Source organism: Cellulosimicrobium sp. NPDC057127 (assembly GCF_042670945.1).
Taxonomy (GTDB): Bacteria; Actinomycetota; Actinomycetes; order Actinomycetales; family Cellulomonadaceae; genus Cellulosimicrobium.
Genome location: NZ_JBHUUP010000006.1, coordinates 210647 through 236768, shown reverse-complemented (window position 1 = coordinate 236768; position 26122 = coordinate 210647). Strand labels below are relative to the sequence as shown.

The following is a 26122-nucleotide window of genomic DNA, read 5'->3' as shown; positions in this document are numbered from 1 at the left end:
CACCCGCCCGCGCGGGGCCGCCGGGCCGTCCGGCGAGGGGACGCCGGGCGCCCGGCGGCAGCCTGCGTCAGCCCCCGGACTCGTCACCGACGCGCGGGCTGCTCCCCTGGAGCTCGTCGATCAGGCGCGAGGCGTCCGCCTTGGTCAGGTCCTGCGGGACGTCACGACCCGCCTCGCGCGCGAGCGTCTGCAGGTAGCTCAGCTGGGCTCCCGTCGCGGGCTCGTCGCCCGTCGTCCAGTCCTGCGGGTCCTTGACGGTCCCGGCGTCCTGGCCGTCGGACGGGCCGGTCTGCTCGGTGCTCATGCACTCCTCCTCGTGTCGCGTGCCGTCACGCTACGTCGGTCCGCCGACGGTCGCTCCTCGTCCCTCCGGCGTGCGACGCGCCCGGAGCGCGAGGTCCGGCCGTGGCGGGCACGGTCGGCGCCGCCGGGACCACCGCCCGCGCGAACGCGGCCGGAGAGGGCTAGCGTCGGTGCAGGTCGCAGGACGGCAGGGACGAGCGAACGGGAGGCAGCGCATGCGTGTGGTGGTCGTCGGTGCGAGCGGGAACGTCGGGACGGCCGTGCTGCGCCGGCTCGCGGAGGAGCCCACCGTGACCTCGGTCGTGGGCGTGGCCCGCCGGGTGCCCCGCGCCGACGGGTCGAGCACCGTCGGCTTCCCCCACGACCGCGCGACGTGGCGCTACGCGGACGTCGCCGCGCCCGACGCCGACGAGCGGCTCGACGCCGCGCTCGCCGGCGCGGACGCCGTCGTGCACCTGGCCTGGGCCATCCAGCCCAGCCACAAGCGCGGCTACCTGCGCCGCGTCAACGTCGAGGGCACGCGGCGCGTGGCCGACGCCGCCCTGCGTGCCGGGGTGCAGCACCTCGTGGTCGCCTCCTCGGTGGGCGCCTGCTCGCCCGCCCCGTACGGCGAGCGCCGCGACGAGCCGGTCTCCGAGGCGTGGCCGGCGGACGGCATCCCCGGCTCCTCGTACGCCGAGGACAAGGCGGCGGTCGAGTCCCTCCTCGACGAGGTCGACCGCGACACGGGTCTCGTCGTCTCGCGCGTGCGCTCGGCGCTCGTCTTCCAGCGGGACGCCGCGTCGGAGATCACGCGGTACTTCCTCGGCCCGTTCGGCACGCCCGTCGTCCGGCGCGCACCGCTGCCCCTCGTGACGCTGCCGGAGGGCCTGCGCCTGCAGGTCGTGCACGCCGACGACCTCGCCGACGCGTACGTGCGGATCGTCGTCGGCCGCCACCCGGGCCCGTTCAACATCGCCCACCCGCGGGTGCTGACCGCGCAGGACGTCGCGGACGTCGTCGCGGACGGGGAGCTGCGGACCGTGCCGTACGGGACGGCGCGCGCGGCGGTCGCCGCGGGCTGGCGCGCGCGGGTCGTGCCGGTCGGCGAGGGCTGGCTCGACATGGCGATGCGCGTCCCGGTGCTCGACTCCACCCTCGCGCGCGAGCTCCTGCGGTGGGCACCGGTCCACGACGCGAAGGACACGCTGGTAGAGCTCGTCGACGGCATCCGCGACGGCGCGGGCGTCTCGACGCCTCCGCTGAAGCCTCGCTGACGCACGACGACGGCCCCGCGCCTCCGCTCGACCGCTGCGGTCGGCAGGAGCACGGGGCCGTGGCCGGCGTGTCGCGCGGGCGCCGCGGTGGGCTCAGCCCTCGAGGGTGGCCTCCACGGTGACCGTCGGCACGCCCGCGAGCGCCTTGGACACCGGGCAGGTCTTCTTCGCCTCCTCGGCGGTCTGCCGGAAGCCGTCCGCGTCGATGCCCTCGACCTCGCCGCGGACCGTCAGCGCGATCGTCGTGATCTGGAGACCGCCGGCCGGGTCCGGCTCCACGGTGACGTCGGCCGTCACCTCGAGCGCGACCGGGGTCGCACCCGCCTTGCCGAGGAGCCCGGAGAACTGCATCGCGAAGCAGGAGGAGTGCGCCGCCGCGACGAGCTCCTCGGGGCTCGTGACGCCGTCCGCGGCGTCGGCGACGCGGCGGGGGAACGAGACGTCGTACGTGCCGACCTGCGAGCTCGACAGCTCGACCTGGCCCTGGCCGTCCTGGAGACCGCCGTTCCAGGCGGTGCGTGCGGTGCGGGTTGCCATGGGGATGCTCCTTCGGCGTCGGGGTCCCGGGCGTGCGCACCCGGGCTCGTCCCGACCGTAGCGCGGCCGGCGGGCCGTCGCCGGAGGGCCGGCCAGTTCGACGCTGTCCCTGGGCAACCGACGTACCCGGAGGTTACCGTTCACCCGGGGGCGTCGTTCGACCTGTTCGCCGGACCCCAGGGAAGGAACCGACCCGCACCTTCGCCAGATCCGGTACAGCCGGGGAAATGAGTGTCGATGAAGCACCGTTCTCTACCCGCGACCCTGACGGCGGCAGCCGCCGGCCTCGCGGTCGCCGCCGCGGGCGCGCTGCCCGCCGCCGCCGCACCGGCACCCGACGAGCCCACCGGCACGAGCGTCCGCGACGGCGCGGCGCTCGACCCGGTCGACAAGGTCGCCCCGTCGCTCGCCTCCGCGGCCGGGACCGTCACCGCGTTCGTCGAGCTGGACGCCCCGTCGGGCGTCGACCTCACCGCCCAGGGCGCCAGCGCCCAGGAGGTCGAGGACAACGCGACCGACGTCGCCACGCTCGCGGACGACGTCGTCCCCGACCAGGCGACGGCGCGCAGCGCGGGGGCCCGCAGCCCCCAGCAGGTGTCCGTGACCAGCACGCTCGTCGCGGGCGTCGTCGTCACGGGCGACGCGGAGCGCGTGCGCGACCTGGCGCGCGACGCCGCGGTCGTCAAGGTCTACCGCATCATCCCGAAGAAGCCCGCCAACAAGGGCACCGACGCCTTCTCGCGCGCGATGGAGACGTGGCAGAGCACCGGCCTCACCGGCGAGGGCGTGCGCATCGGCGTCATCGACACCGGCCTCGACTACACGCACGCGGACTTCGGCGGCCCCGGCACGCAGGAGGCCTACGACGAGGCCTACGGCGAGCGCGGCGCCGGACCGGTCCCCGAGGGCACCTACGACGAGCTGAAGTACCTGGGCGGCCACGACTTCGCCGGGTACGACTACGACGCGTCCGGCACGGTCGAGGGCACGACCCTCGTCCCGTCGCCCGACGAGAACCCGATCGACTCGCTCGACACCATCGGCTCGGGCCACGGGACGCACGTCGCCGGCACCGTCGCCGGGTACGGCGTGACCGCCGACTCCGAGACGTTCCGCGGCGACTACTCGACGCTGACGGACATCGCCGACTGGAAGGTCGGCCCGGGTTCCGCACCGGAGGCCGGCCTGTACGCCCTCAAGGTGTTCGGCGACCTCGGCGGCTCCACGGGTGTCGTCGTCGACGCGCTCGAGTGGGCGGCGGACCCGAACCAGGACGGCGACCTCTCCGACCGCCTGGACATCGTCAACCTCTCCCTCGGCTCGGACGGCAGCCCCGCGGACGACCCGGAGAACCTCTTCATCGACCAGCTCTCGCGCCTCGGCACGCTGTCGGTCATCGCGTCCGGCAACGCGGGCGACGTGACCGACGTGGGCGGCTCGCCCGGCAACTCGCGCACGGCGCTCACCGTCGCGAACTCCGTGGGCGGCACGCAGACGTTCGACGCCGTCGAGGTCACCGAGCCCGCCGAGCTCGCCGAGACGTACCCGGCGCAGAACTCCGTGAACTACGCGGGCGAGGAGGACGTGACCGCCCCGGTCGCGTTCGTCGCCGACGACTTCAGCGGCTGCGAGGCGTTCACGCCCGAGCAGTCCGCCGCCGTCGCGGGCAAGATCGCGTTCCTGTGGTGGGACGACGTCGACGCGACGCGCGAGTGCGGCAGCACGGACCGCTTCGACAACGCGGAGGACGCGGGCGCCGTGGGCGTGCTGCTGTCGTCCGAGCTGTCGTCGTTCGTCGCCGGCATCGCCGGCAACGCGGGCATCCCCGGCGCGCAGCTCACGGGTCCGAGCCACGAGGCCCTGCGTCCCGCGATCGAGGGCGGGAGCGTCGTGATGACGATCGGCCCGTCCTACGCCCTCTCCGAGTTCGTCGAGATCCCCGAGATCGGCGACACGCTCAACGCCGGCTCCTCGCGCGGCGTGCACGGCTCGCTCGGCGTGGTCAAGCCCGACGTCGCCGCTCCCGGCACCGGCATCGCCTCCGCGGCGTCCGGCCGTCTCGACGCGGCGGGCATCAAGTCCGGCACGTCGATGGCGACGCCGCACGTCGCGGGCGTGGCCGCACTGGTCAAGCAGGCACAGCCCGGCTGGGGCCCGCAGGAGATCAAGACGTCCGTGATGAACACCGCGACGCACGACGTCTTCACCGGGCCGTCGGGCACCGGCACCGCGTACGGCCCCGAGCGCGTCGGGTCCGGCCGCGTGGACGCGCTGCAGGCCGTGGAGAACACGACGCTCGCGTACGCCTCGCAGGACTCCGACGGCGTCTCGCTCGGCTTCGGCGTCGTCGACGTGGGCGCCGACACCGTGACGCTGCGCGACACCGTGACCGTGCGCAACACCGGCGACACGCCCGTGACGTACGCGACCGGCTTCACGCAGTCGAGCACCGCGGGCGGGGCGACGGTCTCCGTGGCCCCGGCCGAGGTGACCGTCCCGGCCGGGCAGCAGACGGTCGTCACCGTCACCCTCACCGCGGACCCGGAGACGCTCGCCAAGGAGCTCGACCCGACGTCCTCGGACGACTCCGGTCTCGGCGTCCCGCGCGACTACGCGTCGTCCCTCAGCGGTCGTGTCGTGCTCACGCCCGCCGACGGCGGCTCCGAGCTCCGCGTCCCCGTGCAGGCGTCGCCGCGCCTCGTGAGCGACCTGACGGCCAAGCCCGTGACGTTCGGTGGCGAGGCCACGACGGCGGAGCTCGACCTCGACGGCCGCGGGATCGCCTCCGGAGGCTGGCTCTCCCTGCTCGCGCCGTTCGAGCTCAAGGCCACGAGCCCGCGGCTCGAGGCGGACGCCTCGGTCGGCACGTCGCCCAGCGCGATCGCGTCGGCCGACGTGCGGGCGGTCGGCTTCTCGTCCACCGCGCCGCAGCTCGCGGCAGCCGGCGGGGACCCGAGCACGGGCACCATCGGCATCGGCGTCGCCGTGGACGCGCCGTGGGCGAGCCTCGGCTCGGTCTCGATGCCCGCCGTCGAGGTGGACGTCGACTCCGACGGCTCGTCGGACTTCGAGGTCGCGGTGATGAAGTACAACGCCGAGACCGACCTGACCCTCGCGGCCACGTTCACGCTGAAGGACTGGACGGCTCCCGACGGCACCGAGTGGGAGGCCGGCGAGAACATCGACCTCCAGCCGGTCAACTCGCTGTGGGGCGACGTCGACACGTCGGTGTTCGACAGCAACGTCGTCGTCATCCCGGTGGGCATCGGCTCGCTCGGGATCGAGGAGGGCACGCAGCCGACGTTCCAGGTGCGGACCTACTCGCCGTACTCGTCCGCCACCGACCAGCTCGTCGACGCGACGGAGTCGTTCACGGGCGACCCGTTCGACCCGGCGTACTGGTTCGAGGGCTCGGACCAGCTGCTCTTCGCCGGGGCGGACGACGCCCCGGTGACCGTGCACCGGTCCGAGGCCGCCGCGCAGGAGGGCAGCGGGCAGCTCCTGCTGCTGCACCTGCACAACGCGACGGCGTCGAAGCGCTGGCAGACCGTGGACGTCACGACGTCGGACGCGGTCGTCGACGTGACCGTCACCGCCCAGCCCCGCTGCCTCGCGGGGTCGGCGTACGTCGCGGTCCGGGTGCTCAACGAGTCCGGCGCCGCCGCCGACCTGACGGTCACGACGGCCCACGGGGACCGCACCTTCACGGACGTCGTGGACGGCAGGAACGCGTACCACGCGTTCGCCGTCCGCGCGGACGCGGTCGAGGCCGGGACCGTGACGGTCGAGGCCGCCGCCGAGATCGACGGCACGGACGTCACCACGACGTACCGGGCCGAGCACGAGGCGCTGAGCTGCTCATGAGCTGACGCCTCGCACGACGGACCGAGGGCCGTCACCCTCCGGGGTGGCGGCCCTCGGCCGTCCTCACCGCAGGACGCGCGACGCGAGAAGGGGCACGACATGGCACGTCACGACCCGTTCACGGCCGGCTTCGCCGGTGACCACGACCTCGACTACGAGATCCGCGGCGTGCTCGGCGCCGCCTCCAGCGGAGCGTCCGACGTCGGCGAGGTCCTCGCCGCCGTCTCCGGCGTCAAGGACTCCGACCACGAGGGGTGGTTCGCCGCCTGGGACGGCCTCGGCGACCGCGTCTCCGCGCAGGGCGAGGCGGCGGCGGCCGGCGGGCACGCCGTGAGCGCCGCGTCCGCGTCCCTGCGCGCCGCGACGTACTACGGCGTCGCCGTGAACGCCGTCGCGGCGCTCGAGTCCGACGAGGCCCTCCTCCCGACGTTCCGGAAGCACCGAGCGGCCTGGGACCGCTGGTGCGAGCTGTCCGACGTCGACGTCTCCGCGGTGACGATCCCCTACGAGGGCACGGCCCTGCCCGGGTACTTCTTCCGGGCGCCGGGCAGGGGACCGGGCGCGGACGCCGCTCCCGGGAGGCGTCCGACGCTCGTCGGCGTCAACGGCTCCGACGGCTCCCTGCCCGCGATGTGGCGGGCGTGCGTGCACGGCGCGCTCGCCCGCGGCTACCACGCGCTCGTGTTCGACGGCCCGGGCCAGCAGTCGATGCTGTTCGAGCACGACGTGCCGTTCCGCCCCGACTTCGAGACCGTGCTCACGCCCGTGCTCGACACGGTGCTCGAGCGCCCCGACGTCGACGCCGACCGCGTGGCCGTCTACGGGATCAGCCAGGCCGGCTACTGGGTGGCGCGCGCGCTCGCGTTCGAGCACCGGCCCGCGGCCGCGGTCGTGGATCCGGGCGTGGTCGACGTCGCGGCGTCCTGGGAGAAGGAGCTGCCGAAGAGCCTGCTGAAGCTGCTCGACGCGGGCGACGACCACGCCTTCGACCGCGACATGGGTGTCGGCATGCGCCTGTCGAGGGCCACCGCTCGGACCTGGCGCTTCCGCGCGCGGCCGTACGGCACCGACGGGTACGCGGCCACGCTGCGCGAGGTCCGTCGGTACGACGCGACCGACGTCGCCGGGCGCATCACCACGCCGCTGCTGGTCACCGACCCCGAGGGCGAGCAGTTCTGGCCGGGGCAGCCCGAGCGCCTCGCTGCGCTCGCCCCCGACGTGACGACGCTCGTGCGCTTCACCGCGGCCGAGGGCGCGAACCTGCACTGCCAGCCGCTCGCGCGGGCCCTCACCGAGGAGCGGATGTTCGACTGGCTCGATGCTCGCCTCGCCGAGGTCCCCACCCGGTAGGGCGCTGCCGCGGCGGCCCGGCGGGGCCGCCGCGGAAGGACGGCTCAGACGCGCGCGCCGAGCCCCTGCAGCTCGAGGACGAGGCCCTTGACCGCCGCGGCGGGCACCTGTCCGCCGTCGGACTCCACCAGGGCGGCGACCGATGCCGGCACGTCCGTGTCCGAGCACAGCACGAGCGGTGTGTCGGCGGACGAGTCGGGCAGGCGGCCGTGGCTGCCCCGCACGTGCGACGCGTCGAGCGGCACGGTGCTCATCGCGTAGCGCAGACCGACCTTCTTCTTGACGAGGTTGAGGCCCGCCTTCGCCTTGGCGAGCGGGTCGGCCGGGTCGAAGAAGAGCTCGGCGGGGTCGTAGCCCGGCTTGCGGTGGATGTCGACGCCGCGCGCGTACTCGGGCGCGCGCGCGTCGTCGAGCCAGAAGTAGTACGTGAACCAGGCGCCCGGCTCGGCCACGACGACGAGCTCGCCGGCCCGCTCGTGGTCGAGCCCGTACCGGGCCTGGGCCTCACGGTCGAGCACCTCGTCGACGCCCGGGACGGTGCGCAGCAGGTCGGCGACGCGCCGCTGGAGCGCGGTGTCCTGCGGGTCGCCGAGGTACACGTGCGCGACCTGGTGGTCGGCGACGGCGAACGCGCGCGACGCCCACGGGTCGAGCTGCTCCTTGCCGTCCTGCACGTACACCTCGAGCAGGCCCTCGCGCCGCAGGATGCGGTTGAGGTGGACCGGCCGGTCGACGTCGGCGATCCCGTACTCGGACACGACGAGCACCGTGACGCCCTGGTTCGCGCAGTCGTCGAGCAGCGGCGCGAGCGTCGCGTCGAGCTCCGCGGCCGCGGCGTGCGACCGCGGGTCGTCGGGACCGAACCGCTGGAGGTCGTAGTCGAGGTGCGGGACGTACGCCATCGTCAGGTCGGGCGCGTGCGTGCGCATGACGTGCCGCGTCGCGTCGACGATCCAGCGCGACGACGCGATCGACGCCGTCGGCCCCCAGTACGTGAAGAGCGGGAACTCGCCGAACCGCTCGACGAGGTCGTCGTGCAGCGCCGGCGGGCGCACGTACGCGTCCGGCGACTTGCGGCCGTCGGCGTGGTAGATCGGGCGCGGCGTGACCGTGACGTCGGTCGTCATGCCCATCGCGTACCACCAGCAGACGTTCGCGGCGCGGTACCCCGAGCGGGCGTCGCGCGCCGCCTCCCACAGCTTCTCCCCCGCGACGAGCCGGTTGTGCTGACGCCACAGGTAGACGTCCCCGAGACCGCGGAAGTACCAGCCGTTGCCGACGATGCCGTGCTCCGCCGGGCTCAGGCCCGTGAGCATCGTCGACTGCACCGAGCACGTCACGGCGGGCAGGACGGTGCGCAGCTCGGACTGCCACCCCCCGGCGGCGAGCTGGCGCAGGCGCGGCATGTGCGCGAGCGCGGTGGACGTGAGCCCGACGACGTCGAGCAGCAGCACGGGCTTCATGCGGTCCTCCTGGTGGTCGGTGCGTCGTCGGGCAGCAGGCGCACGGTCGCCCACCGCAGCTCCGACGCGATGCCGGCGACGAGCGAGTCGGTCGCGGCCCCCTCGGGGAGCACGGACCACGTGTACGTCTCGACGTCGAGGTGAGCGTCGTCGCCGTACGGCGCCGCGCGGACGGCCGCGACGGCGGTGCGCAGCACGTCCGTCGTCGCCGCGAGCGGCGCCTGCGGCTCGTGGTGCAGCGGCACGTGGAAGTGGACCCGCCACGGACCGGTCGCGGGCAGCCCGCCGCCGAGCGCGTCGGGCAGGTCGTCGGCGGCGAGCACCGCGCCGTCCGCGGCCTGCTCGCGCACCTGGTGGATGTAGCGCTTCTCCGAGAACCGACCGACGGCGTCCCGCGCGGCGGGGTCCGACGGGTCCGCGACGTGCAGCGCGGCCGACGCCTGCACCTTGACGACGCGCAGCCCCGCGTCCGTGATGCGCCGCACGGCGCCGGCCGGGTCGGCGAACGACACCGCGAGGTGGCACGTGTCCAGGCACACGCCGACGTGCTCGGGGTCGATGCGCCGGTCGTCCGGCAGGTCGGGGCGCGTCCGCTCCGCGAGCCAGGCCACGACGTCGTCGACCGTGTCGAGCACGCAGCCCGGCTCGGGCTCGACGGCGACGCGCACGACGCGGCCCGTGCGCTCCGCGATCTCCCGCAGGCCGGCGGAGAGCTCCGCGAACGCGCGGGTCGCCGCCGCGTCGTCGGCCTCCGTCCACGGCTCGCGCCACCCCAGAGGGAGCGTCGAGATCGATCCCGCTGTGCCGTCGGAGCCGTCCGGCAGCAGGTCGGCGAGGACCTCCGCGCACTCGAGCGTGTAGGCGAGCCGCTCCGGGTCCGCCCACGTCGGCGTGTACACGTCGAGCTTGACGACCTCGGAGTGGAAGCCGCCGTACGGGAACGCGTTGAGCGTGTGGACCCGGAGCCGGTGCTCGGCGAGCGCCGCGCGCAGCCGGTCGCGGTCGGCCGCCGACCCGGCGAGGCGGTGGGCGAGCGCGGCGGGCATCCACAGCCCGACGCCGAGCACGTCGAGGCCGGCCGCCTCGCGCACGGGCGCGGCGTAGCGCGCGAGCTGGTCGAGCACGCCGTCGAGGTCCTCGGCGGGATGGACGTTGGTGCAGTAGGACAGCAGCACGGTGGGGGCTCCGATGCGGTCGTCGGTCGGGGTCGCTGCGCGGGACGGGTCAGGCGCGCACGCCGCGCAGGACGGACGAGCCCTCGAACTCCACGCCCGGCGTCGGCAGGTCGCCCTCGACGAACCCCGGCACCGGGTCGAGCACGAGGTTGCCCGACTGCCCGTAGAACTCGACGGGGTTGCGCCACAGGACCTGGTCGACGTCGTCCTCGGAGAACCCGGCGGCGAGCATCGCCTTCCCGGTCTTGAGCGTCTTCAGCGGGTCGGAGCGTCCCCAGTCGGCCGCGGAGTTGACGATCATGCGCTCCGTGCCGTGCTCGGCGAGGATCGCCACCATGCGGTCCTCGTCCATCTTCGTGTCCGGGTAGATCGAGAACCCGGCCCACGCCCCGGCCTCGAGCACGAGCGCGACGTTCGTCTCGTTGAGGTGGTCGACGAGTACGTGCTCCGAGGGGACGCCGGACTCGCGCACGACGTCGAGCGTGCGGCGCGTGCCCGCGAGCTTGTCGCGGTGCGGCGTGTGCACGAGCACGGGCAGCTCGGCGTCGAGCGCCATCTGGAGCTGCCGGGAGAACACCTCGTCCTCCTCGGGCGTCATCGAGTCGTAGCCGACCTCGCCGACCGCGACGACGCCGTCCTTGAGCAGGTACCGCGGGATCTCGTCCAGCACCTCGCGGCAGCGCGCGTCGTTCGCCTCCTTGGGGTTCAGGGCGATCGTCGCGTGGTGGCGGATGCCGAACTGCGCCGCGCGGAACCGCTCCCAGCCGAGGAGGGAGTCGAAGTAGTCGAGGAACGAGCCGACGTTCGTGCGCGGCTGCCCGAGCCAGAACGCGGGCTCCACGAGGGCGCGCACGCCGGCGGCGTAGAGCGCCTCGTAGTCGTCCGTCGTACGGCTGGTCATGTGGATGTGGGGGTCGAAGATGCGCATCAGGCGCTCCTTCCGGTGCTGGTCGGCGAGTCGTCGGAGGCGTCCGCCGCCGAGGGGGGACCGGTCACGACGTCGGGCGCGAGCCGCGCGACGTCGTCGGGCACGACGCGACCGGCCGCGCGGCGCTCGGCGGCGAAGTCGCGGGCCATGCGCGCGAGCTCGGCGTCGGTGCGGTCGTCGAGGCCGGCGACGGCGTCCAGGCTGACGCCCATGAACACGAGCTTGAGCACGGCGTGCCGCCACGCGTGCGGGTCGAGGTGCGCGGCGGCGAACGGGCCGACGGCCGCGGCGACGAGGCTCTGGTCGTTGGTCCGCAGCGCGTCGGCCGCGAGCTCGGTCCCCACGGCCACCACCTCGGGCGCGAGCGCGTCGCGTGCGGCGAGGGCGTCCAGGCCACGCAGCACGCCGCGCCGCTCGGCCGTGTCGCCGTGCTGGTACAGGTCCGCGAGGCGCGCCGCGAGCGCCGCTCCGCCGCCCGGACCCAGCGCGTCGGCGAGCGCGACCACGAGCGCCGCGCGCGCGGCGTCGTCGTGGGTGCCGTGGACCACGCCCGCGGGGTCCTCCTCGGGGCGTCGCGGCGCCCGGCCGACCTTGCGGCCCGCGAGCGCGAACACGCGGTCGGCGACGCCCGGGTCCTGCGTGACGGCGACGAGCTGCTCGGCGAGCCAGCGGGCGCCGGCGTTGGCGGCACCGGGTCCGGTCGGGTCCTCGGTCATGACACCTCCAGGTCGTGCTGCGGGGCGACGTCGGCCCACGCCGCCTGCAGCGCTGTCATGCTGCGTCGGGCGAGGCCGGGCGCGTCGTAGGAGTGGCGCGGGAGCTCGACGGCGGCGACCGCCGTGTACCCCACGTCGGCGAGCGTGGTGAGCACGAGCGGCAGGTCGATCTCACCCTCGCCGAACGGCCGGTGCTCGTGGTGGGTGGAGGGCATGTCGTCGAGCTGGACGTTCGCGAGGTGCGGCGCGGCCGCGCGCAGGGCGCCCACGACGCCGTCGGGCTCGACGACGAGGCAGTGCCCGACGTCGACCGTGACGCCCAGCGCGTCGGGCGCGCCGAGCTCCTCGTGCAGCCGCAGCGCGTCGCCGACGGTCTCGACGAGCATGCCGGGCTCCGGCTCGAGCGAGAGCCGGACCCCGCGGGCGCGGGCGTGCTCGACGAGCGCGGGGACCCGGTCGCGCAGGCGCGCCCAGCCGTCCGCGGGCGTCGCGTCGTCGGGCAGGACGCCGGAGAAGAACGAGACGCACTCCGCGTCGAGACGGGCGGCGATCTCGACCGCGCGCTCGAGGAAGCGCAGCCGGGGCTCGGCCTCGGCGTCGACGAGCGTCGGCCGGTGCTTGCGGTACGGGTCGAGGAGGAACCGCGTGCCCGTCTCGACCACGACGCGCATCCCCGCACCGCCGCCCGACCGCGCGAGGCGCCCCCGCAGGGCCTCGACGTGCTCGTCCCAGCCGGGCGCGAACGGGTCGAGGTGCGGGAAGCCGAGCGTCAGCGCGACGGCGCCGTAGCCCTCGTGCTCGAGCACGTCGAGCGTGACGTCGAGCGGGTGGTCCGTGAAGCCGTTGGTCCCGTACCCGAGGGCGAACGGCGGCGTCGTCCCGGTGCCGGCGCGCGCGCCGGCCTCGCCGCTCACGTCTCGCTCATCTCGGTCCGGCCCGGGCGGCGCCCGGCGCGACGCAGGAGACGGCCGGCGACCTCGACGCCCGCGAGCACGGCGGTCGACGCGAGGCTCCCGCCGCGCGCGGCCCAGGCGGCCTGGAGCGGCACCATCGCGTGGATGCCGGCCCGCGTCGCCGTGCGCGCGTTGCCCGCCGAGGGCGCGATCGCGGCCTCCGCCTGCCGGGGCAGGCACGTCGCCACGTAGGCACCGGCCGCGGCGACGGACGCGAGCCGCGCCACGACCGTTCGAGCGGCGGGGCGGGGCGCGGGGCGCCCGACGGCACCGGCGACCACCGCGCCCGCGACGACGACCGTCCCGCCCGCCACGCACGTGGCGACGGGCGACGTCGTGCCGTGCACCTCGCCGCGCGAGAGCACGGTGACGCCCGCGGTGTGCGCGGCGAGCGCCGCCGCGGAGGGCAGGGCGGCGCGCACGTCGCCCCCGGCCGCCCCGAGCAGCACGTCGAGGCCGCGGCACGCGGCCATGACGACCGGGCCGACGACGTGCTCCTTGGCGACCGTGTCGTACGTCCACACGCACGCGGCGAGCGGCACCGCGACGGCGAGGGCCGGACGCCCTCCCCCGGCCGCGGCCAGGCCCGCGCCCGCGAGCGTGAGCCCGGTCGCGACGCCGAGCGCGCGCTGCGGCGAGACGCGTCCCGACGGGATGGGTCGCTCGGGCCGCTCGATCGCGTCCAGGCGCCGGTCCGCGTAGTCGTTGAGCGCCATCCCGCCCGCGTACAGGCACGCGGACGCGAGCGGCAGCAGCGCGCGCCGCGGCGTGAACCGGTGGCCGGCGGCCGCCGCCCCCGCGAGCGTGTCGCCGACGACGGACAGGACCGCCGGGGCGCGGACGAGGTCGAGGTGGTCGCGCAGGGTGGGGCGTGCGGGCACGGTCACTCCGCCGCGCGGGCGGACGGGTCCGTCGCCGCGGCGACGCGCGCCGACGCCTCGCGCACCCAGTCCGCGAGCGCGAGCGTCTGGGACGCGACGTCGTGCACGTCGCTGCCCCACGGGTCCTTGAAGAAGAAGCCGAGCTGCGGGACGGGACCGCCGTAGCCGGCGGCGTCCGCGAGCGCGAGCAGGCGGCCCAGGTCGAGGACGAGCGGTGCGGCGAGCATCGAGTCGTACGCCGACCAGGTGGTCTGGAGCGTCAGCCGCGACCCGAGGAAGCCCTGGACGTGCACGTGGTCCCACGCGACCTTGATGTCGCCGAGGTCGGGGACGTTGTCGATGTGCAGCGGGGTCACGTCGCTGCCCGTGAGGTCGTGCAGCCCGCGCGTCTTCGACGCGAGCTTGCTGCGCACGGCCTCGGGGTCGGCGAGCGTGGCGCCGTCACCGCCGCCGAGGAGGTTCGTGCCCGCCCAGGACAGCACGCGCAGGCCGCGCGCGGCGAAGGCGGGTGCGAGCACGGTGCGCAGCCACGTCTGACCGGTCTTGCCGTCCTGGCCGGCGACCGGGACGCCGCGCTCGGTCGCGAGGTCGACGAGGACGGGCAGGTACATGCTGGCCGACGGCGTGAAGCCGGCGTACGGCGCTCCGGCGAGCAGCGCCGCGTACGCCGTGACGGAGCTGGGCGGCAGGACCGCGCGCGCAGGGTCGGCGAGCGCGGCCTCGAGCAGCGCGCGGTCGGTGAACTCCGGTGCGGGCTCCGGCAGGGGCTCGGTCGACGCGAGGTCGACGACGACGACCCGGGCGAGCCCGTGGCGGTCGCGGAACTCCGTGATGTCCCGGGCGAGGCGCTCCGCGGCGGCCTGCTGGGACTCGCCGCCCTCGCCCCGGGCGGCCGCGGCGGCGTCGTAGCCGCGGCGGACGTCGGCGTCCGCCTGCTCGAGCGCGGCGTGCGCGACGGCGAGCAGGTGCGGGGCGATCATGCCTGCCTCGACGAGCAGCTCGGCGCGCTTGACCATCGACACGTCGGTGACGTCGTGACCGCCCACGACGAGGTCCGCGAACGCCGGGAGGGGCGCGGAGGCGAAGGCGTCCTGAGCGGTGACGCACCCCGTCGCGTCGGCGTGGCCCTGCGCGATCGCGGCCAGCCCGAGCGTCGCGGTGGTCGCGACCGAGCCGCGGGCTCCGACCAGCCAGAGGCCGGTCCGTGCAGAGGCGTTGTGGTGCATCGTTGCTCCCCGTCCCGTCGGCGAGCCGGAGCGCGCCGAGTGTCGCGACGATGGCCTCGGTGCCACCGCCCGGCCGGCGTCACGGGACACGATCACGTGCCCGGGGCGACGGCCTGCTGCGACCCTAACCACACTTCTGACGGCGGTCAATCAAAAGCAGCACGGGTAGGCACGGGCCCGTTCGACCAGCACGGCAAAAGCGCTCGTCAGCCCGCGAGGTCGCGCTCGAGGACGCGTCTGAGAGCCTCCCACCCCACGTACGACCACGCGACCGCCGAGCCGTCGTGCGCACGCGAGGGGACCTGCGCGACCAGCCCGAACCCCGCGTCCCGCCAGTCGAGGTCCGCGCGGCGTTGACGCGACACCCGCCACGTGAGGGGCCGGGGGGCGTCGTCGGGGTCCGGCCCCGGTTCGAGCACCGGACCGAGGTCCTCCAGCTCCCGGCCCGGCGGGATCCCGTCGCCGCTCCATCCAAGCCGCTCGACGACCGGCGCGGCACCGACGCGGTGGTCGTCCACCCGCAGCACCCGCAGCAGCGCGACGCGGCCGGACGGGCCGGCGAGGCCCAGCACGTCCCCCGGCCGCAGGTCGGTCACGTGCCGCCACCGACGGCGCACGGCGCGGCGCGGCGCCGCAGGACCGGTGAGCTGTTCCCGCAGCCTCGCCAGCGCCTCGCGGCGCTCGTCGAGCCGTCGCGGGCCCGCCTCCTCCCACGGCTCGAGACCGAAGCCCTGGTCGAGGACCCCGAGCGCCTTCGCCCGCACGTCGTCGTCCAGCCGCCCGAGCTCGTGCTGCGCAGCGGCGAGCGCGAGCCACAGGAGGTGCTCCTCGTCGCCGAGGACGTCCCTCCACGTCTCGACCACCCGCCTCGTCGCCTCGTCGTCGGGGACCCCGTCCTCGACGTGCGCGCGGTAGTCGCCACGCACGTCCGCCGCCGTGTCGTCCGAGAAGATGCCTGGTCCCCACGTGCCCACGGCGCCGAGGATCCCACAGCACGTCAGCCGGCGGGGACCGAGAAGTCCAGCCGGTCGTCGGCGACGGCAAGCACCGACCACGTCCCGCCGTCGGCGTCCGTCAGCTCGTACGCCGGGACCAGGACCGCGGCGCCGTCGGGCTGGTGCTGCACGCCGTGACCCAGCCGGGCGCTAGTGATCGTCACCTCCGTGACGGGCCACGCGATCGCGCTGCCCTCCGGGACGGTCGGCGGCACGGTCGGCGCGACCGGGTCCTCCGGTGCGGGGAGGATCTCGGGCACGGCCTGCGCGTCGAGGGCGTCCCGGGCGAGCGCGACCGGTCCGCCGCCGGAGAACCGGGGGTCGTCGAGGCGCTCGACCGCCTCGGCGGGGCTCACGACGTCGTACGTGCCGAGCGGCACGCGCGGCGCGAGCGACCCGTACAGGGAGGCGAGCCCGGCACCGGAGAACGTCGCGCTCCAGGACGCACCGGTGCGCTGTCCCTCGACCACCTCGTACGCGGTCACCGTCGTGGCGCGCGGTGCCGCCTGGTCGGCGGTGAGGTCCTCGGCCACGTACTCGAACGCCTCGGTGTCGAGGCCGAGGGAGCCCATGACGTCGCGCAGCTGCGCGACGGCCGCGTCGCGGCTCGGCGGGACCCCGTGGTCGGCCTCGGCGCACGCGCCCGGCTCCACGGGCGCGACGTCGGCGCTGCCGCCCCCGCTCGACGACGTCGCGTCGTCGGGCGCGGGCTCCACGACGACGCAGCCCCACGGGTCCTTCGCGGGGTCGACGAACGACACGCTCGCGAGCCCGTCGGGCTGGAGCGAGACCGTCGGCCCCGTCCCGTCGCGCTCCCCGACGACGTACGAGCCGTACTCCTCGCGCACGTCGCCGCCCACGCCGAGGACGTCGGCGACGCGGCGCGCCGTCTGCGACGAGAAGACGCCCGCGGCGTCGTACGCCCAGGCCTCGGCCGAGCCGCCCGCCTCGGAGAGCCCTTCCTGGCGGAAGACGGTGCGCGCCGCCCCGTACCCCGGGTGGATCATCTCGGTGGTGACGCGGGGCCCGACGGCACCGACCTCGGGGAGGCTGCCGACCGCGGTGGACTCCTCCTGCGTCGCGACGTCGCCCTGCGTCGTCGCGCCCAGCTCGATCGGTGCGAGCGCGGTCGTCGCCGCGACGGTCCCGCCGCCGCCCGAGCCGCCCTCCGCACCGAGCGCGTAGCCGCCCGCGCCCACGACCAGGGCACCGGCGACCGCCGCGGCGACCTGCAGCGGCACCCGGCGACGGCGGTCGCGGCGCGCGGCCAGCTCGTCGGGGACGCGCGGGAGCGCGGCCGCGGCCGCCGCCCCGCCGAACGCCTCGGGTGCCCGATCGCGCACGGCCGCGCGGATCGCCTCCACGTCGGCCGTGTCGTCGTGCGCGGGGTCCGCGGCGCGCAGCCGCTCCAGCGCCGGGTCGGTCCGGTCGCCGGCGGCGTCCGGGCCGGGGAGCTCGTCGGGCGTGTGCGTGGTCATGGCGACCTCCAGGTGCTGCGGGGACGGGGTCCGGCGCGTGGCGCCGCCCCTGTCGAGGATGTGTCGTCAGGCGCCGGCGTCTTGCGCCGCCGCCCGGTCGCGCGTGGCGTCGGAGGCGTCCTCGGACCAGGCCGCGCGCAACCGGGCGCGGGCCCGCGACAGCGCGGCATCGGCCCCACCGCGGGAGACGCCGAGCACCACCGCGAGCTCCTCGCCGCCGAGCCCCTCCCAGGCGTGCAGGAGGAGGATGCGCCGGTCGCGCGCCGAGAGGGTCGCGAGCGCCCGGCGGACCTCGTCGTCCTGCACCACCACGTGCTCGACGTCGGCACCGGTGTCCGCCTCGTCGGGCACCGTGGCGACCGGGACCGGCCGCGCCTTGCGGCCGTGGTTCGCGAGCAGGAAGCCGGCGGTGCGGTACAGCCACGGGAGCTCGGCACCCTCCGGGACGTCGGCGCGGCGGCGCCAGGCGGTGGTCAGCACCTCCGCCGTCAGGTCCTCCGCGTCGGGGGCCACCGCACCCCGGCCGCTCGGCAGACGGCGCCGGAAGTAGCGGTGGAGCGCCGACGCGTGCGCGTCGAACAGCGCGGCGAACCAGGCGTCGTCGCGGACGGGCGCGCCAGCCGGCGGGTCGGGCGTCTCGTCGTTCGTCACGGCGGCTCCTCGGCGGTCGTCCTCGTCGGCCGCCCCGGTCGGCGGGCGGGTGTCCTCACCCGCGATGTGTCGCCGGGCACCCGGATCTTGCACGGCGGGAGGCGCACGCCGGTCCGGCGCGTTCCCGGTACCCGAGGATCACCCGGCCCGGCCACGATCGTCCCACCTCCCGGCGCCTACGCTGTGGCCCATGGACGCGAGCCAGCAGGACGTCCGGGGCACGGAGCGGCACGCCCGGGCACCCCGACGTCGCCGGGCCCGGTGGGCCGGCTGGGCGGTGCTCGCCGTGCTCGTGCTCGCGCTCGTCGCCGTCGGGCTGCTCGTGCGGGACGCCCTCACCGCCCGCGACGCGCTGACGCGGGCGATGGACGAGGTGCCGGCGGCCGAGGAGGCGCTGCGCTCGGGCGACCTGGAGGCGGCCGAGGCGACGCTCGCGCACGTGCAGCCGCTCACGGCCACCGCGCGCGCGAGCACCGACGGCCCGCTGTGGTCGCTCGCGGCCCGCCTGCCGCTCGTCGGGCAGGACGTCCGGGCGTTCTCGGCCGCGGCCGCGACCGTGGACGACCTCGCGGCGACGGTCCTGCCGTCGCTGACCGACGTGCTGGGCGTCGTCGACGGCGACGCGGTCGCCGTGACCGCCGGGAGCGTCGACCTCGCCCCGCTCGAGCAGGCCGCACCCCTGACGGCGCGCGCCGCGGCCACGTTCGACGCGATCGACGCGCGCCACGCGGCCGTGGACCGCGCCGCGCTGCACGCGGAGATCGCCGAGCCGTACGACCGGCTCGTCGCCGCGACGGACGAGCTGCGCCCGCTCGTGCGGACGGCCGAGCGCGTGACGGCCGTCGGGCCGGCGATGCTGGGTGCCGAAGGCCCGCGGCGCTACCTCGTGCTCGCCCTCAACAGCGCAGAGCTGCGCGCGACCGGCGGCATCCCCGGCGCGCTCGCCGTCGTGACGGTCGACGACGGCCGGGTCACGCTCGAGCGCCAGGCCGCGACCGCGGACGTCCCGCCCTTCGACGCACCCGTGCTGCCGCTCGACCCCGGGTCCGAGCAGCTCTTCTCCGACCGGCTCGGGCGCTTCGTGCAGGACACGACACTGACGCCCGACTTCCCCACCACCGCCTCGCTCGCCGCGGCGATGTGGGAGCAGGCCCAGGGAGAGACCGTCGACGGGGTCGTGGCGACCGACCCGGTCGCGCTGTCCTACCTGCTCGAGGCCACCGGACCGCTCGACGTCGACGGCACGACCGTGGAGGCGGGGAACGTCGTGCAGGTGCTCCTCGCCGACGCGTACGCACGCCTCGAGGACGGCGAGCAGACGGACGCGTTCTTCGCCTCCGTCGCCGCGACGGTCCTCGGCACGGTCCTCGCGGGCGGCGCCGACCCGGCCACCGCGACGGACGTGCTCGACCGCGCCGCGTCCGAGCACCGGCTCCTGCTGTGGTCGGCGCACGCCGACGAGCAGGAGCACCTGGCGGGCACCGTCGTCGCGGGCGACATCGACACGGCCGAGCGCGCCGCAGGGTCGGTCGGGGTGTTCTACAACGACGCCACCGGCGGCAAGATGAGCTACTTCCTCGACTCGGCCGTCGAGCTCACGACGAGCTCCTGCACCGTCGACGGCCGCCTCGACACGTTCGCCGTCCGGCTCTCGTCCACGGCACCCGCGGACGCCGCGACCTCCCTGCCCTGGTACGTCACCGGCGGCGGCATCGCGGGCGTGGAGCCCGGCGTCACGCGCACGTTCGTCGTCCTGTACCCGCCGCGCGGCGGGCGCGTGACGGACGTGCGCCTCGACGACGGCTCCGTCTCGGGGCAGGCGGGCACCGTCGCGGGGCGGTCGGCGCTGTCGGTCGTGGTCGACCTCGCCCCCGGGCAGGCGGCCACGCTGACGTTCTCCGCCGAGAGCCCCGGGGACGACGCGTCCGGAGAGTCCGCCGTCGGCGCGACGCCGGGGCGGCTCGACGTCTGGTCCACGCCGACGGCACGCGCGCCCGGGCTCCGGACGGTCGACGTCCCGACCTGCGGGTGAGGGCCACCGCCTGACCAGCGGGTGAACTCTCGTCACGGATCGATAACGATCGACCACGGCCATTCCTTTTCACCCGGACGAGCGTCCAACTCTTTCTCGGACATCACTACTGTGGGGCGCATCCGGACCGCCACGGCGGACCGATCTCCGAGCGAGGAACCCGGTGCGGCCCTCCTCGAACCCGCAGACGTCACCACCGAGACGAGGACGACCCATGAGCACCCCCAGGAGCCGCCGCGTCACCCGGGCGCTCGCCGTCACCGCGGTCGCCGGCACCGCCGCCCTGCTGACTGCGCCGGCGGCGCCCGCGGCATCCGGCGGTGACACGTACGTCCCCGAACCGACCATGGAGATCACCGTCCACGCACCGGTGTGCGACGGCGACGTGCCCTACCTCGACTACGCCGTCGAGCTCGCCGGCGGCGACTCCAGCACCGTCACGATCACGTGGCTCAACCCGGGTGGGGACGACGTCGTGCAGGCCGACCTCCCGCTGACCGGCCGTGTCCCGTGGCCCGGCGCCGTCGTCGGCGACGACGGCCGCGGCGCCGACTGGCCGGGCTGGCGGCTCGAGGACGGCGAGTGGGTCCAGGGCGACGAGTACGACTGGGTGCGCCCCTCGGTCGACGTGCTGTTCGAGGCCAACCCCGAGGCGATGGTCACGGTGGACTACCCGCCGTCGTCGCCGGACTGCGCGACGAACCCCCCGGGCGAGGGCGAGCCCACGCCGTCCGCGAGCCAGGTCGCGAACCCCGTGAGCTCCGCGCCGCAGGACGAGAGCCTCGCGTCGACCGGTGCGACGGTGGGCCTGTACGCGGCCGTCGCGGCGGGCCTCGCCGCCGTCGGCGCCGCCGTCCTGCTCCTCACGCGGCGCGCACGCCGGGGCTGACCGCCCGGCGCCGTCAGCCCGTCGGTGTCTGCTGGTAGTGCGCGAGGCGCAGGTCGCCGTCGACCCGCCGGTAGACGCTCGTCATGAGCGCGTCGAACGGCGGGTCGTCACCCCGCACCGACGACGCCCGGTAGACGAGCGCCGCGCAGTCCTCGCCGACCCGCACGACGCGCGCCTCGGTGATCTCGTACGAGTCCCACGGGGGCGCCTCGTCGAGCGAGGCGGCGATCGTGCGCCGGTCGAGGACCATGCCGCCCGCGACGACCATCAGGGCGTCGGGCGTCATGATCGAGCCGTAGAACGTGCCGCCACGTGACGTGCACAGCGCGCTCCAGCCGTCGTGCTCGACGGCGAGCATCTCCTCGAGCGTGAGGTCCGTCATGGCCCTCACCCTACGGACGCGCACCCGCCGGCGCAGGGCGAGCCGTGGCGGCCTCAGGCCTCGAGCAGCAGCGTGACGGGGCCGTCGTTGAGGAGCTCGACGCGCATGTGCGCGCCGAACCGGCCGGTCGCCACCTCGACGCCCCGGGACCGCAGCCGCTCGACGACGGCGTCGACGAGCGGTTCCGCGACGTGCCCGGGGGCGGCGCCGTTCCACGACGGGCGCCGACCCTTGCGCGTGTCCGCGTAGAGCGTGAACTGGCTGACGACGAGCACGGGCGCGCCCTCGTCCAGCACCGAGCGCTCCCCGTCCAGGATGCGCAGCTCGGCGATCTTGCGCGCGATCGTCTCGGCCTGGGCGTCGCCGTCGTCGTGGGTGACGCCGACGAGCGCGAGCAGGCCCGGGCGGTCGACGGACCCGACGACCTCGGCCTCACCGTCCGCGCCGACGACGGTCACGCTCGCGTGCGCGACGCGCTGGACGACGGCCCTCATGCGCTCACCCCGACGGCCAGCGCGGACACCGGGCGGACCGCGCCGACCGGCCGTCCGCCCCCGAGCACGGGGACGTCGCCGAGCGCGTGGAGCGCCGCGCCGTCGGCTCCCGGGACGTCACCGGCGCCCAGGCGGTGCAGCGCCGCGGCCAGCACCGCGGGCCGGGGGCGCGACGCGCCGTCGAGCACCTTGAACGCCAGCGCGCTGCCGTCCGGCAGCCCGGCGCCGTAGACGCCGTCGGCGCCGTCCTTCGCCACGAGCCCGGGCACGGCCCGCATCGCGCGCGTCGCGTCGCGCCCCGTGCCGCCGACCATGTCGGGGAAGGCGGCCATCGCCCCGGCCACGGCCGCCTCCGGTGATCCCGGCTCCCGGCCGGGCGCCGCGGCGAGACGACCGAACGCGCGCGCGAGGCCGCGCAGCGACGTCGAGAACAACGGTGCCCCGCACCCGTCGACCGTCACGTGCTCGACCGGCACCCCGGTGAGCTCGGCGACGGTCGCTCGGACGGCGACCTGCAGCGGGTGGTCGAGGTCGAGGTAGGTGGTCGTGTCCCACCCGGCCGCGACGCACGTCGCGAGCATCGCCGCGTGCTTGCCGGAGCAGTTCTGGGCGAGCGGCGCGGGACCACCGTGCTCGCGCTGCCACGCGAGAGCGGCGGGCGGGTGCAGCGGAAGGTCGGGCGTGCTGCGCAGCGCCGCGGCATCGAGCCCCGCCCCCGCGAGGATCTCCCGCACGCCCGCGAGGTGCTCCGGTTCGCCGTTGTGGCTCGCCGTGGCGAGCGCGAGCAGCCGCGGCGGCAGCGCGAGCCCGTGCCGGAGCATCGCCACGGCCTGGAACGGCTTGACGCTGGACCGCGGCCAGATCACCGCGTCCGCGTCGCCGAGCAGCAGCGCGGCCCCCGCCGGCGCGGACGGCCCGGCGTCCAGCACGAGGTGGCCGAGGTGCACCGACTCCACGAGGTCACCGCGCACCACCTCCGCGAGCGGCACGGCGCCACCCGCCACCGTGCCGGCCGGCGCGATCACGACGTCCCGCGCCGCCCGACCACCCGCCGGGCTCACCAACCGCCCGGGCGGCCGCCGCCCGTGCCGCCACCACGACGCCCGTTGCCGTACGGCTGCAGACGCGGGCGCACGTCGACGAGGTAGACGATGGCGGCCACGACGGCGATGAGGCCGAGGAACCCCAGGTTCGGGCCGCCGAGCGGCAGCGACAGGAACCCGAGCACCGCCGCGGCGCCCAGGATCGCGAGCCAGATCGGCTTCGAGAGCTTGCCCTCCGCGGTGAAGGCGCTCGCCGGGCGCCGGGCCGCGTCGACCAGGGCGAACAGCTGGACGCCGAACACCACGAGGGTGAGCAGCAGGTAGATGATCCACTGGAGGGACCCGACGATTCCGTACACGACGACGAGCCTACGGTCTCGCGGTCCGCTCCGGCACCAGCCCGCGCGCCCCGACGGTCACGGCACCACCCGCAGACCGTGCTCACGGGCGCCCGTGGCCACGACCGGGTCCCAGGCGGCGACGAGCGTGTCGTCGTGCGCGACGGCGAGCGCGCTCGCGACGTGCACCGCGTCGTTGCTGCGCAGCACCGCCGGCTCGCCCGCCCCGTCCGGCGACCTCGTCGCCCCGAGGAGCGCGGAGGCCTGTGCCGCCACCTGGCTCGTGACCTCGACCACGTGCAGCGCCGGCCACAGCGACTCCCAGGTGCCGAGGGCCTCCGCGTGCTCGGCGGCGTCCAGCACCTGCGCCCGCAGGCCCGCGGCGAGGGCCGCGCGCAGCTCGGTGTCGGACAGGCGGCTGGTCACCACGACGTCCGCCCGGTTCCACAGGCGGCTCGCGAGCAGCGTCCCGGGCTCGGGGACGCACAGCTTCACGAGCGCGCTGGCGTCGAAGTACACGAGGGCCACCCGAGCCCCCTCAGCGGCGGATGCGCCGCACGAGCGCGGCGACGCCGGACCGGTTCGCGCGCACCGGCGCGCCGCCGACCGCCCGCTCGGGCACGTCCGCGGGTGTGGCGGCACCGGTGTGCTGCGGTCGCTCCGTCGAGGGCGGCGTGAGCAGCCCGTCGCGCGTCAGCTCGGTCACGAGGTCGGCCGTCGCGATGCCGGTGAGCCGGGCCACCGGCACCCCGCGCTCGGTGACCACGACCTCCTCACCCGCCCTGGCCCGCTCGATCCACGACCTGAGCTCTGCGCGCAGCGCGCTGACGGGGACCTCCATGACCGAACCGTACCGGCCCGGCGGGGCGAGCGGCGGGCTAGAGCTCGGGCAGCGCCGCACGCGCCTCTGCGGGGGTCGCGCCCGTCGCCTCCAGCACGTCGACGAGCGGTGACCGCACGAGCATGACGAGCGACTGCACCTGCCAGTCCCCGGACCCCACGACGTGCGGGTCCGCGGTGCGCGCGGCTTCCACGAGCACCTCTCGCGCGACCGCCGGGTCGCGCCCCGCACCGATCGCCTCCGCGAGCACGCGCGTGCCCGCGGCGAACCGGCTGACGAGGTCGGCGACGGGCTCCAGGTCGCGCTCGTCCACGCCACCCGCGACGGGCAGCGCGCGACGGGCGAGCACGCGCACGCTGCGCATCGCCCGGTCCACCAGCACCGACTGCCGTTCGAGGTCGCCGAGGTCGTCGCGGTGCCGGCGCCCGGCCGCGGTCACGCGGGCGAGCTCGCGCGCGGACGACGCCGCCGCCTGCCAGTCCTCGATCGCCCCCTCCGAGGCGCGTCCCGTGACGAGCGCCGCCTCGAGATCGGCGCGGTCGCGGGTGCGCAGACCGCGGTCGAGGGTCTCGAGCACCCGGGCGAGCTCCGTCGTCGCCTCCGCGCCCAGGTGCCTCGGCCGACGTCGCGGGTCGCCGGGCGTGAGCACCGCGACCGCGAGCGCGACGGCACCGCCGACGAGCGCGTCCGTCCACCGGCCGAGCGGCCCGCCGGCCTGCGCCGCGGGGAGCGCGACGATGACGACCGCCTGCACGCCGGCCTGGGTGGTGAGCATCGCGCCCCGGTCGATGAACCGCGCCAGGAGCGCGGAGACGGTGAGCACGACGGCCACCTGCCACCAGCCGGACCCGATGACGTGGACGACGACGTCCCCCAGCCCGACCCCGACCGCCACCCCGACCGCGACCTCGAGCACCCGGCGCAGCTGCCGGTCCTGGCTGAATCCGAGGCAGATCCAGGCGGAGATCGGCGCGAAGAAGGGCGCCGCGTGACCGAGGCCGTAGCGGGCGATGCCGAAGGCGACCCCCGCGGCCGCGGCGGCCTGGACGATCGGCCAGAACGCGACCCGGACGCGCGACGCGCCCTGGCGCACACGTGCGCGCAGCAGCAGGCGGCGCCAGGCCGTGCGCGCGAGGTCGACCGCGCCGGACCCGTCGCCCGTCGCCCCGCGGCCGGCGGTCACAGCATGCTCGACGGCGCGCCCTCGCCCCGCGGCGTCAGCCCCCGGGCGACGGGGCCGCGCGCGGCGGGGCGGTCGACGGAGACGCCCTCCCCCGGGACGACGGTCTCCTGGCCCGCCGTGATCGCACCGCCCTCGCAGTCGACGAGCAGGACGGCGTCCGCGGGGACGCTGCGCTTGACCACGGCGAGCGCGACGGGACCCAGCTCGTGGTGCCGCCCGACCGACGTCACGGCGCCCACGGCACGTCCGTCGAGCGTGACCTCGGCGCCGGGCAGCGGCAGCAGGTGCCCCGAGCCGTCGAGGTGCAGCATGACGAGGCGGCGCGGCGGGCGGCCCAGGTTGTGCACGCGCGCGATCGTCTCCTGACCGCGGTAGCAGCCCTTGTGCAGGTGCACGGCCGTGCGCAGCCAGTCGGTCTCGTGCGGGATGGACCGGTGGTCCACCTCGGTGGCGAGCCGGGGGCGCCACGCCTCGACGCGCAGGGCCTCGCTCGCCCACGTGCCGGCGAGCCGCCAGCCCGCCGCCTCGCGCGCGGCGACGGCGTCGGCCAGCTCGTCGCGGGGCACGAGCACGAGCCGCCACGGGCGCTCGCGCCCGGGGTGCTCGTCCTCCGGCGGGCCGTACCGCGTGCCGCCCGCGGCCACCCGGGGCCACGGGTCTCGCCACGTGACGGGCTCGCCCTCGACGCCCTCCGCGTCGAGGGGCTCGCCGAGCGCGGCGTACTCGGCGCTGACGTCGGCGATCTCGACGCGCAGCATGAACTTCATGCGGTCGAGCCACGCCGCGAGGTCGGCGGCGTGGGAGCCCTCCGTGACGAGCCACGTCGCCTCGCCGTCGTCGACGACGGCGGCGGCGTGCTCGACGTGGCCGTGCGGGGACAGGACGAGGAGCTCCGTCGAGGTGCGCGGCGCCAGGCCGGTGAGGTCCTGCGACGTGATGGAGTTCAGCCAGCCGAGCCGGTCCGGCCCCGTCACGCGGACGACGCCGAGGTGCGACTGGTCGACGACGGCGCCGCCGGTCTGGAGGGCGCGCTGCTCCCCCACCGGGTCGCCGTAGTGCCACGCCACGCCGGCGTCGGGCCCCGACGCCTCGACGGCGCCGTGGCGGGCGAGGAGCGGGCTGGTCCGGCCGGTGGTCGTCACGG

General features: G+C 76.1%; 25 protein-coding genes. 5 read left to right on the top strand and 20 right to left on the bottom strand.

The genetic code is table 11. The features are described from left to right. Positions 1-67 precede the first annotated feature (67 nt). Positions 68-304: a DUF3072 domain-containing protein gene (locus ACFTZA_RS08550; RefSeq protein ID WP_378192824.1), complete on the bottom strand. Its 237-nt coding sequence runs from the start codon at positions 302-304 to the stop codon at positions 68-70. 214 nt (positions 305-518) lie between these two features. Here ACFTZA_RS08550 and ACFTZA_RS08545 point away from each other — a divergent pair, with 214 nt between their 5' ends. After that, a complete protein-coding gene (locus ACFTZA_RS08545) occupies positions 519-1559 on the top strand; it encodes an NAD-dependent epimerase/dehydratase family protein (protein ID WP_378192822.1) in 1041 nt (346 codons plus the stop codon). Positions 1560-1652: 93 nt separating this feature from the next. Here ACFTZA_RS08545 and ACFTZA_RS08540 read toward each other — a convergent pair whose 3' ends face one another. After that, positions 1653-2096 carry an OsmC family peroxiredoxin gene (locus tag ACFTZA_RS08540; RefSeq protein ID WP_378192820.1) on the bottom strand — a complete coding sequence of 148 codons (444 nt, stop codon included), beginning with the start codon at positions 2094-2096 and terminating at the stop codon, positions 1653-1655. A 237-nt stretch (positions 2097-2333) separates the two neighbouring features. Between ACFTZA_RS08540 and ACFTZA_RS08535 the strand changes: the two genes are divergently transcribed. Further along, positions 2334-5960 carry a S8 family serine peptidase gene (locus tag ACFTZA_RS08535; RefSeq protein ID WP_378192818.1) on the top strand — a complete coding sequence of 1209 codons (3627 nt, stop codon included), beginning with the start codon at positions 2334-2336 and terminating at the stop codon, positions 5958-5960. Positions 5961-6059: 99 nt separating this feature from the next. Next, positions 6060-7310: an alpha/beta hydrolase family protein gene (locus ACFTZA_RS08530; RefSeq protein WP_378192816.1), complete on the top strand. Its 1251-nt coding sequence runs from the start codon at positions 6060-6062 to the stop codon at positions 7308-7310. Positions 7311-7354: 44 nt separating this feature from the next. Here ACFTZA_RS08530 and ACFTZA_RS08525 read toward each other — a convergent pair whose 3' ends face one another. The 10 genes from ACFTZA_RS08525 to ACFTZA_RS08480 form a co-directional block, all read right to left on the bottom strand. Further along, positions 7355-8773 (bottom strand): alkaline phosphatase family protein, encoded by a 1419-nt coding sequence (locus tag ACFTZA_RS08525; RefSeq protein ID WP_378192814.1) that lies wholly within the window; start codon positions 8771-8773, stop codon positions 7355-7357. Further along, positions 8770-9948 carry a metabolite traffic protein EboE gene (gene eboE, locus ACFTZA_RS08520; protein WP_378192812.1) on the bottom strand — a complete coding sequence of 393 codons (1179 nt, stop codon included), beginning with the start codon at positions 9946-9948 and terminating at the stop codon, positions 8770-8772. Before eboE ends, ACFTZA_RS08525 begins: the two co-directional genes overlap by 4 nt. Positions 9949-9997: 49 nt before the next feature. Continuing rightward, positions 9998-10876, bottom strand: a complete 879-nt coding sequence (locus ACFTZA_RS08515; RefSeq protein WP_378192810.1) for a TatD family hydrolase — start codon at positions 10874-10876, stop codon at positions 9998-10000. Beyond that, positions 10876-11592, bottom strand: a complete 717-nt coding sequence (locus tag ACFTZA_RS08510; protein ID WP_378192808.1) for an EboA domain-containing protein — start codon at positions 11590-11592, stop codon at positions 10876-10878. Before ACFTZA_RS08510 ends, ACFTZA_RS08515 begins: the two co-directional genes overlap by 1 nt. Then, complete coding sequence (locus ACFTZA_RS08505; RefSeq protein ID WP_378192806.1) at positions 11589-12506, bottom strand: sugar phosphate isomerase/epimerase family protein; 918 nt, start codon at positions 12504-12506, stop codon at positions 11589-11591. The genes ACFTZA_RS08510 and ACFTZA_RS08505 overlap by 4 nt, the downstream gene beginning before the upstream one ends. Continuing rightward, positions 12503-13426 carry an SCO3242 family prenyltransferase gene (locus tag ACFTZA_RS08500; RefSeq protein WP_378192804.1) on the bottom strand — a complete coding sequence of 308 codons (924 nt, stop codon included), beginning with the start codon at positions 13424-13426 and terminating at the stop codon, positions 12503-12505. The genes ACFTZA_RS08505 and ACFTZA_RS08500 overlap by 4 nt, the downstream gene beginning before the upstream one ends. A 2-nt stretch (positions 13427-13428) precedes the next feature. Continuing rightward, positions 13429-14652: an inositol-3-phosphate synthase gene (locus ACFTZA_RS08495; protein WP_378192802.1), complete on the bottom strand. Its 1224-nt coding sequence runs from the start codon at positions 14650-14652 to the stop codon at positions 13429-13431. Between the two features lie 206 nt (positions 14653-14858). After that, the gene (locus tag ACFTZA_RS08490) at positions 14859-15626 is read right to left on the bottom strand and encodes a hypothetical protein (protein WP_378192800.1); all 768 of its coding nucleotides are present in this window, start codon (positions 15624-15626) and stop codon (positions 14859-14861) included. A gap of 23 nt (positions 15627-15649) precedes the next feature. Further along, entirely contained in the window at positions 15650-17125 is a 1476-nt protein-coding gene (locus ACFTZA_RS08485) for a hypothetical protein (RefSeq protein ID WP_378192798.1), read from the bottom strand. Between the two features lie 66 nt (positions 17126-17191). Then, on the bottom strand, positions 17192-17776 hold the full coding sequence (locus tag ACFTZA_RS08480) for an RNA polymerase sigma factor (protein ID WP_378192796.1): 585 nt from the start codon (positions 17774-17776) through the stop codon (positions 17192-17194). A 190-nt stretch (positions 17777-17966) separates the two neighbouring features. Between ACFTZA_RS08480 and ACFTZA_RS08475 the strand changes: the two genes are divergently transcribed. Together ACFTZA_RS08475 and ACFTZA_RS08470 are read left to right on the top strand one after the other, a co-directional pair. Next, entirely contained in the window at positions 17967-19808 is a 1842-nt protein-coding gene (locus ACFTZA_RS08475) for a DUF4012 domain-containing protein (protein WP_378192794.1), read from the top strand. 214 nt (positions 19809-20022) lie between these two features. Then, the gene (locus tag ACFTZA_RS08470; protein WP_378192792.1) at positions 20023-20697 is read left to right on the top strand and encodes a peptidase; all 675 of its coding nucleotides are present in this window, start codon (positions 20023-20025) and stop codon (positions 20695-20697) included. 13 nt (positions 20698-20710) lie between these two features. Here ACFTZA_RS08470 and ACFTZA_RS08465 read toward each other — a convergent pair whose 3' ends face one another. The 8 genes from ACFTZA_RS08465 to ACFTZA_RS08430 form a co-directional block, all read right to left on the bottom strand. Continuing rightward, a complete protein-coding gene (locus ACFTZA_RS08465; RefSeq protein WP_378192790.1) occupies positions 20711-21079 on the bottom strand; it encodes a nuclear transport factor 2 family protein in 369 nt (122 codons plus the stop codon). Between the two features lie 53 nt (positions 21080-21132). Then, positions 21133-21573 carry a D-aminoacyl-tRNA deacylase gene (gene dtd / locus ACFTZA_RS08460; RefSeq protein ID WP_378192787.1) on the bottom strand — a complete coding sequence of 147 codons (441 nt, stop codon included), beginning with the start codon at positions 21571-21573 and terminating at the stop codon, positions 21133-21135. Next, positions 21570-22562 carry an asparaginase gene (locus ACFTZA_RS08455; protein WP_378192785.1) on the bottom strand — a complete coding sequence of 331 codons (993 nt, stop codon included), beginning with the start codon at positions 22560-22562 and terminating at the stop codon, positions 21570-21572. Before ACFTZA_RS08455 ends, dtd begins: the two co-directional genes overlap by 4 nt. Before the next feature lie 68 nt (positions 22563-22630). Continuing rightward, complete coding sequence (locus tag ACFTZA_RS08450; RefSeq protein WP_378192783.1) at positions 22631-22975, bottom strand: DUF2516 family protein; 345 nt, start codon at positions 22973-22975, stop codon at positions 22631-22633. Between the two features lie 57 nt (positions 22976-23032). Next, positions 23033-23482, bottom strand: coding sequence for a type II toxin-antitoxin system VapC family toxin (locus ACFTZA_RS08445; protein ID WP_378192781.1), 450 nt, complete (start codon positions 23480-23482; stop codon positions 23033-23035). A gap of 10 nt (positions 23483-23492) precedes the next feature. Next, entirely contained in the window at positions 23493-23795 is a 303-nt protein-coding gene (locus ACFTZA_RS08440; protein WP_378192779.1) for a type II toxin-antitoxin system Phd/YefM family antitoxin, read from the bottom strand. Between the two features lie 37 nt (positions 23796-23832). Next, a complete protein-coding gene (locus ACFTZA_RS08435) occupies positions 23833-24978 on the bottom strand; it encodes an aromatic acid exporter family protein (RefSeq protein WP_378192778.1) in 1146 nt (381 codons plus the stop codon). After that, complete coding sequence (locus tag ACFTZA_RS08430) at positions 24975-26120, bottom strand: YgfZ/GcvT domain-containing protein (RefSeq protein WP_378192776.1); 1146 nt, start codon at positions 26118-26120, stop codon at positions 24975-24977. The genes ACFTZA_RS08435 and ACFTZA_RS08430 overlap by 4 nt, the downstream gene beginning before the upstream one ends. Positions 26121-26122: the final 2 nt, after the last annotated feature.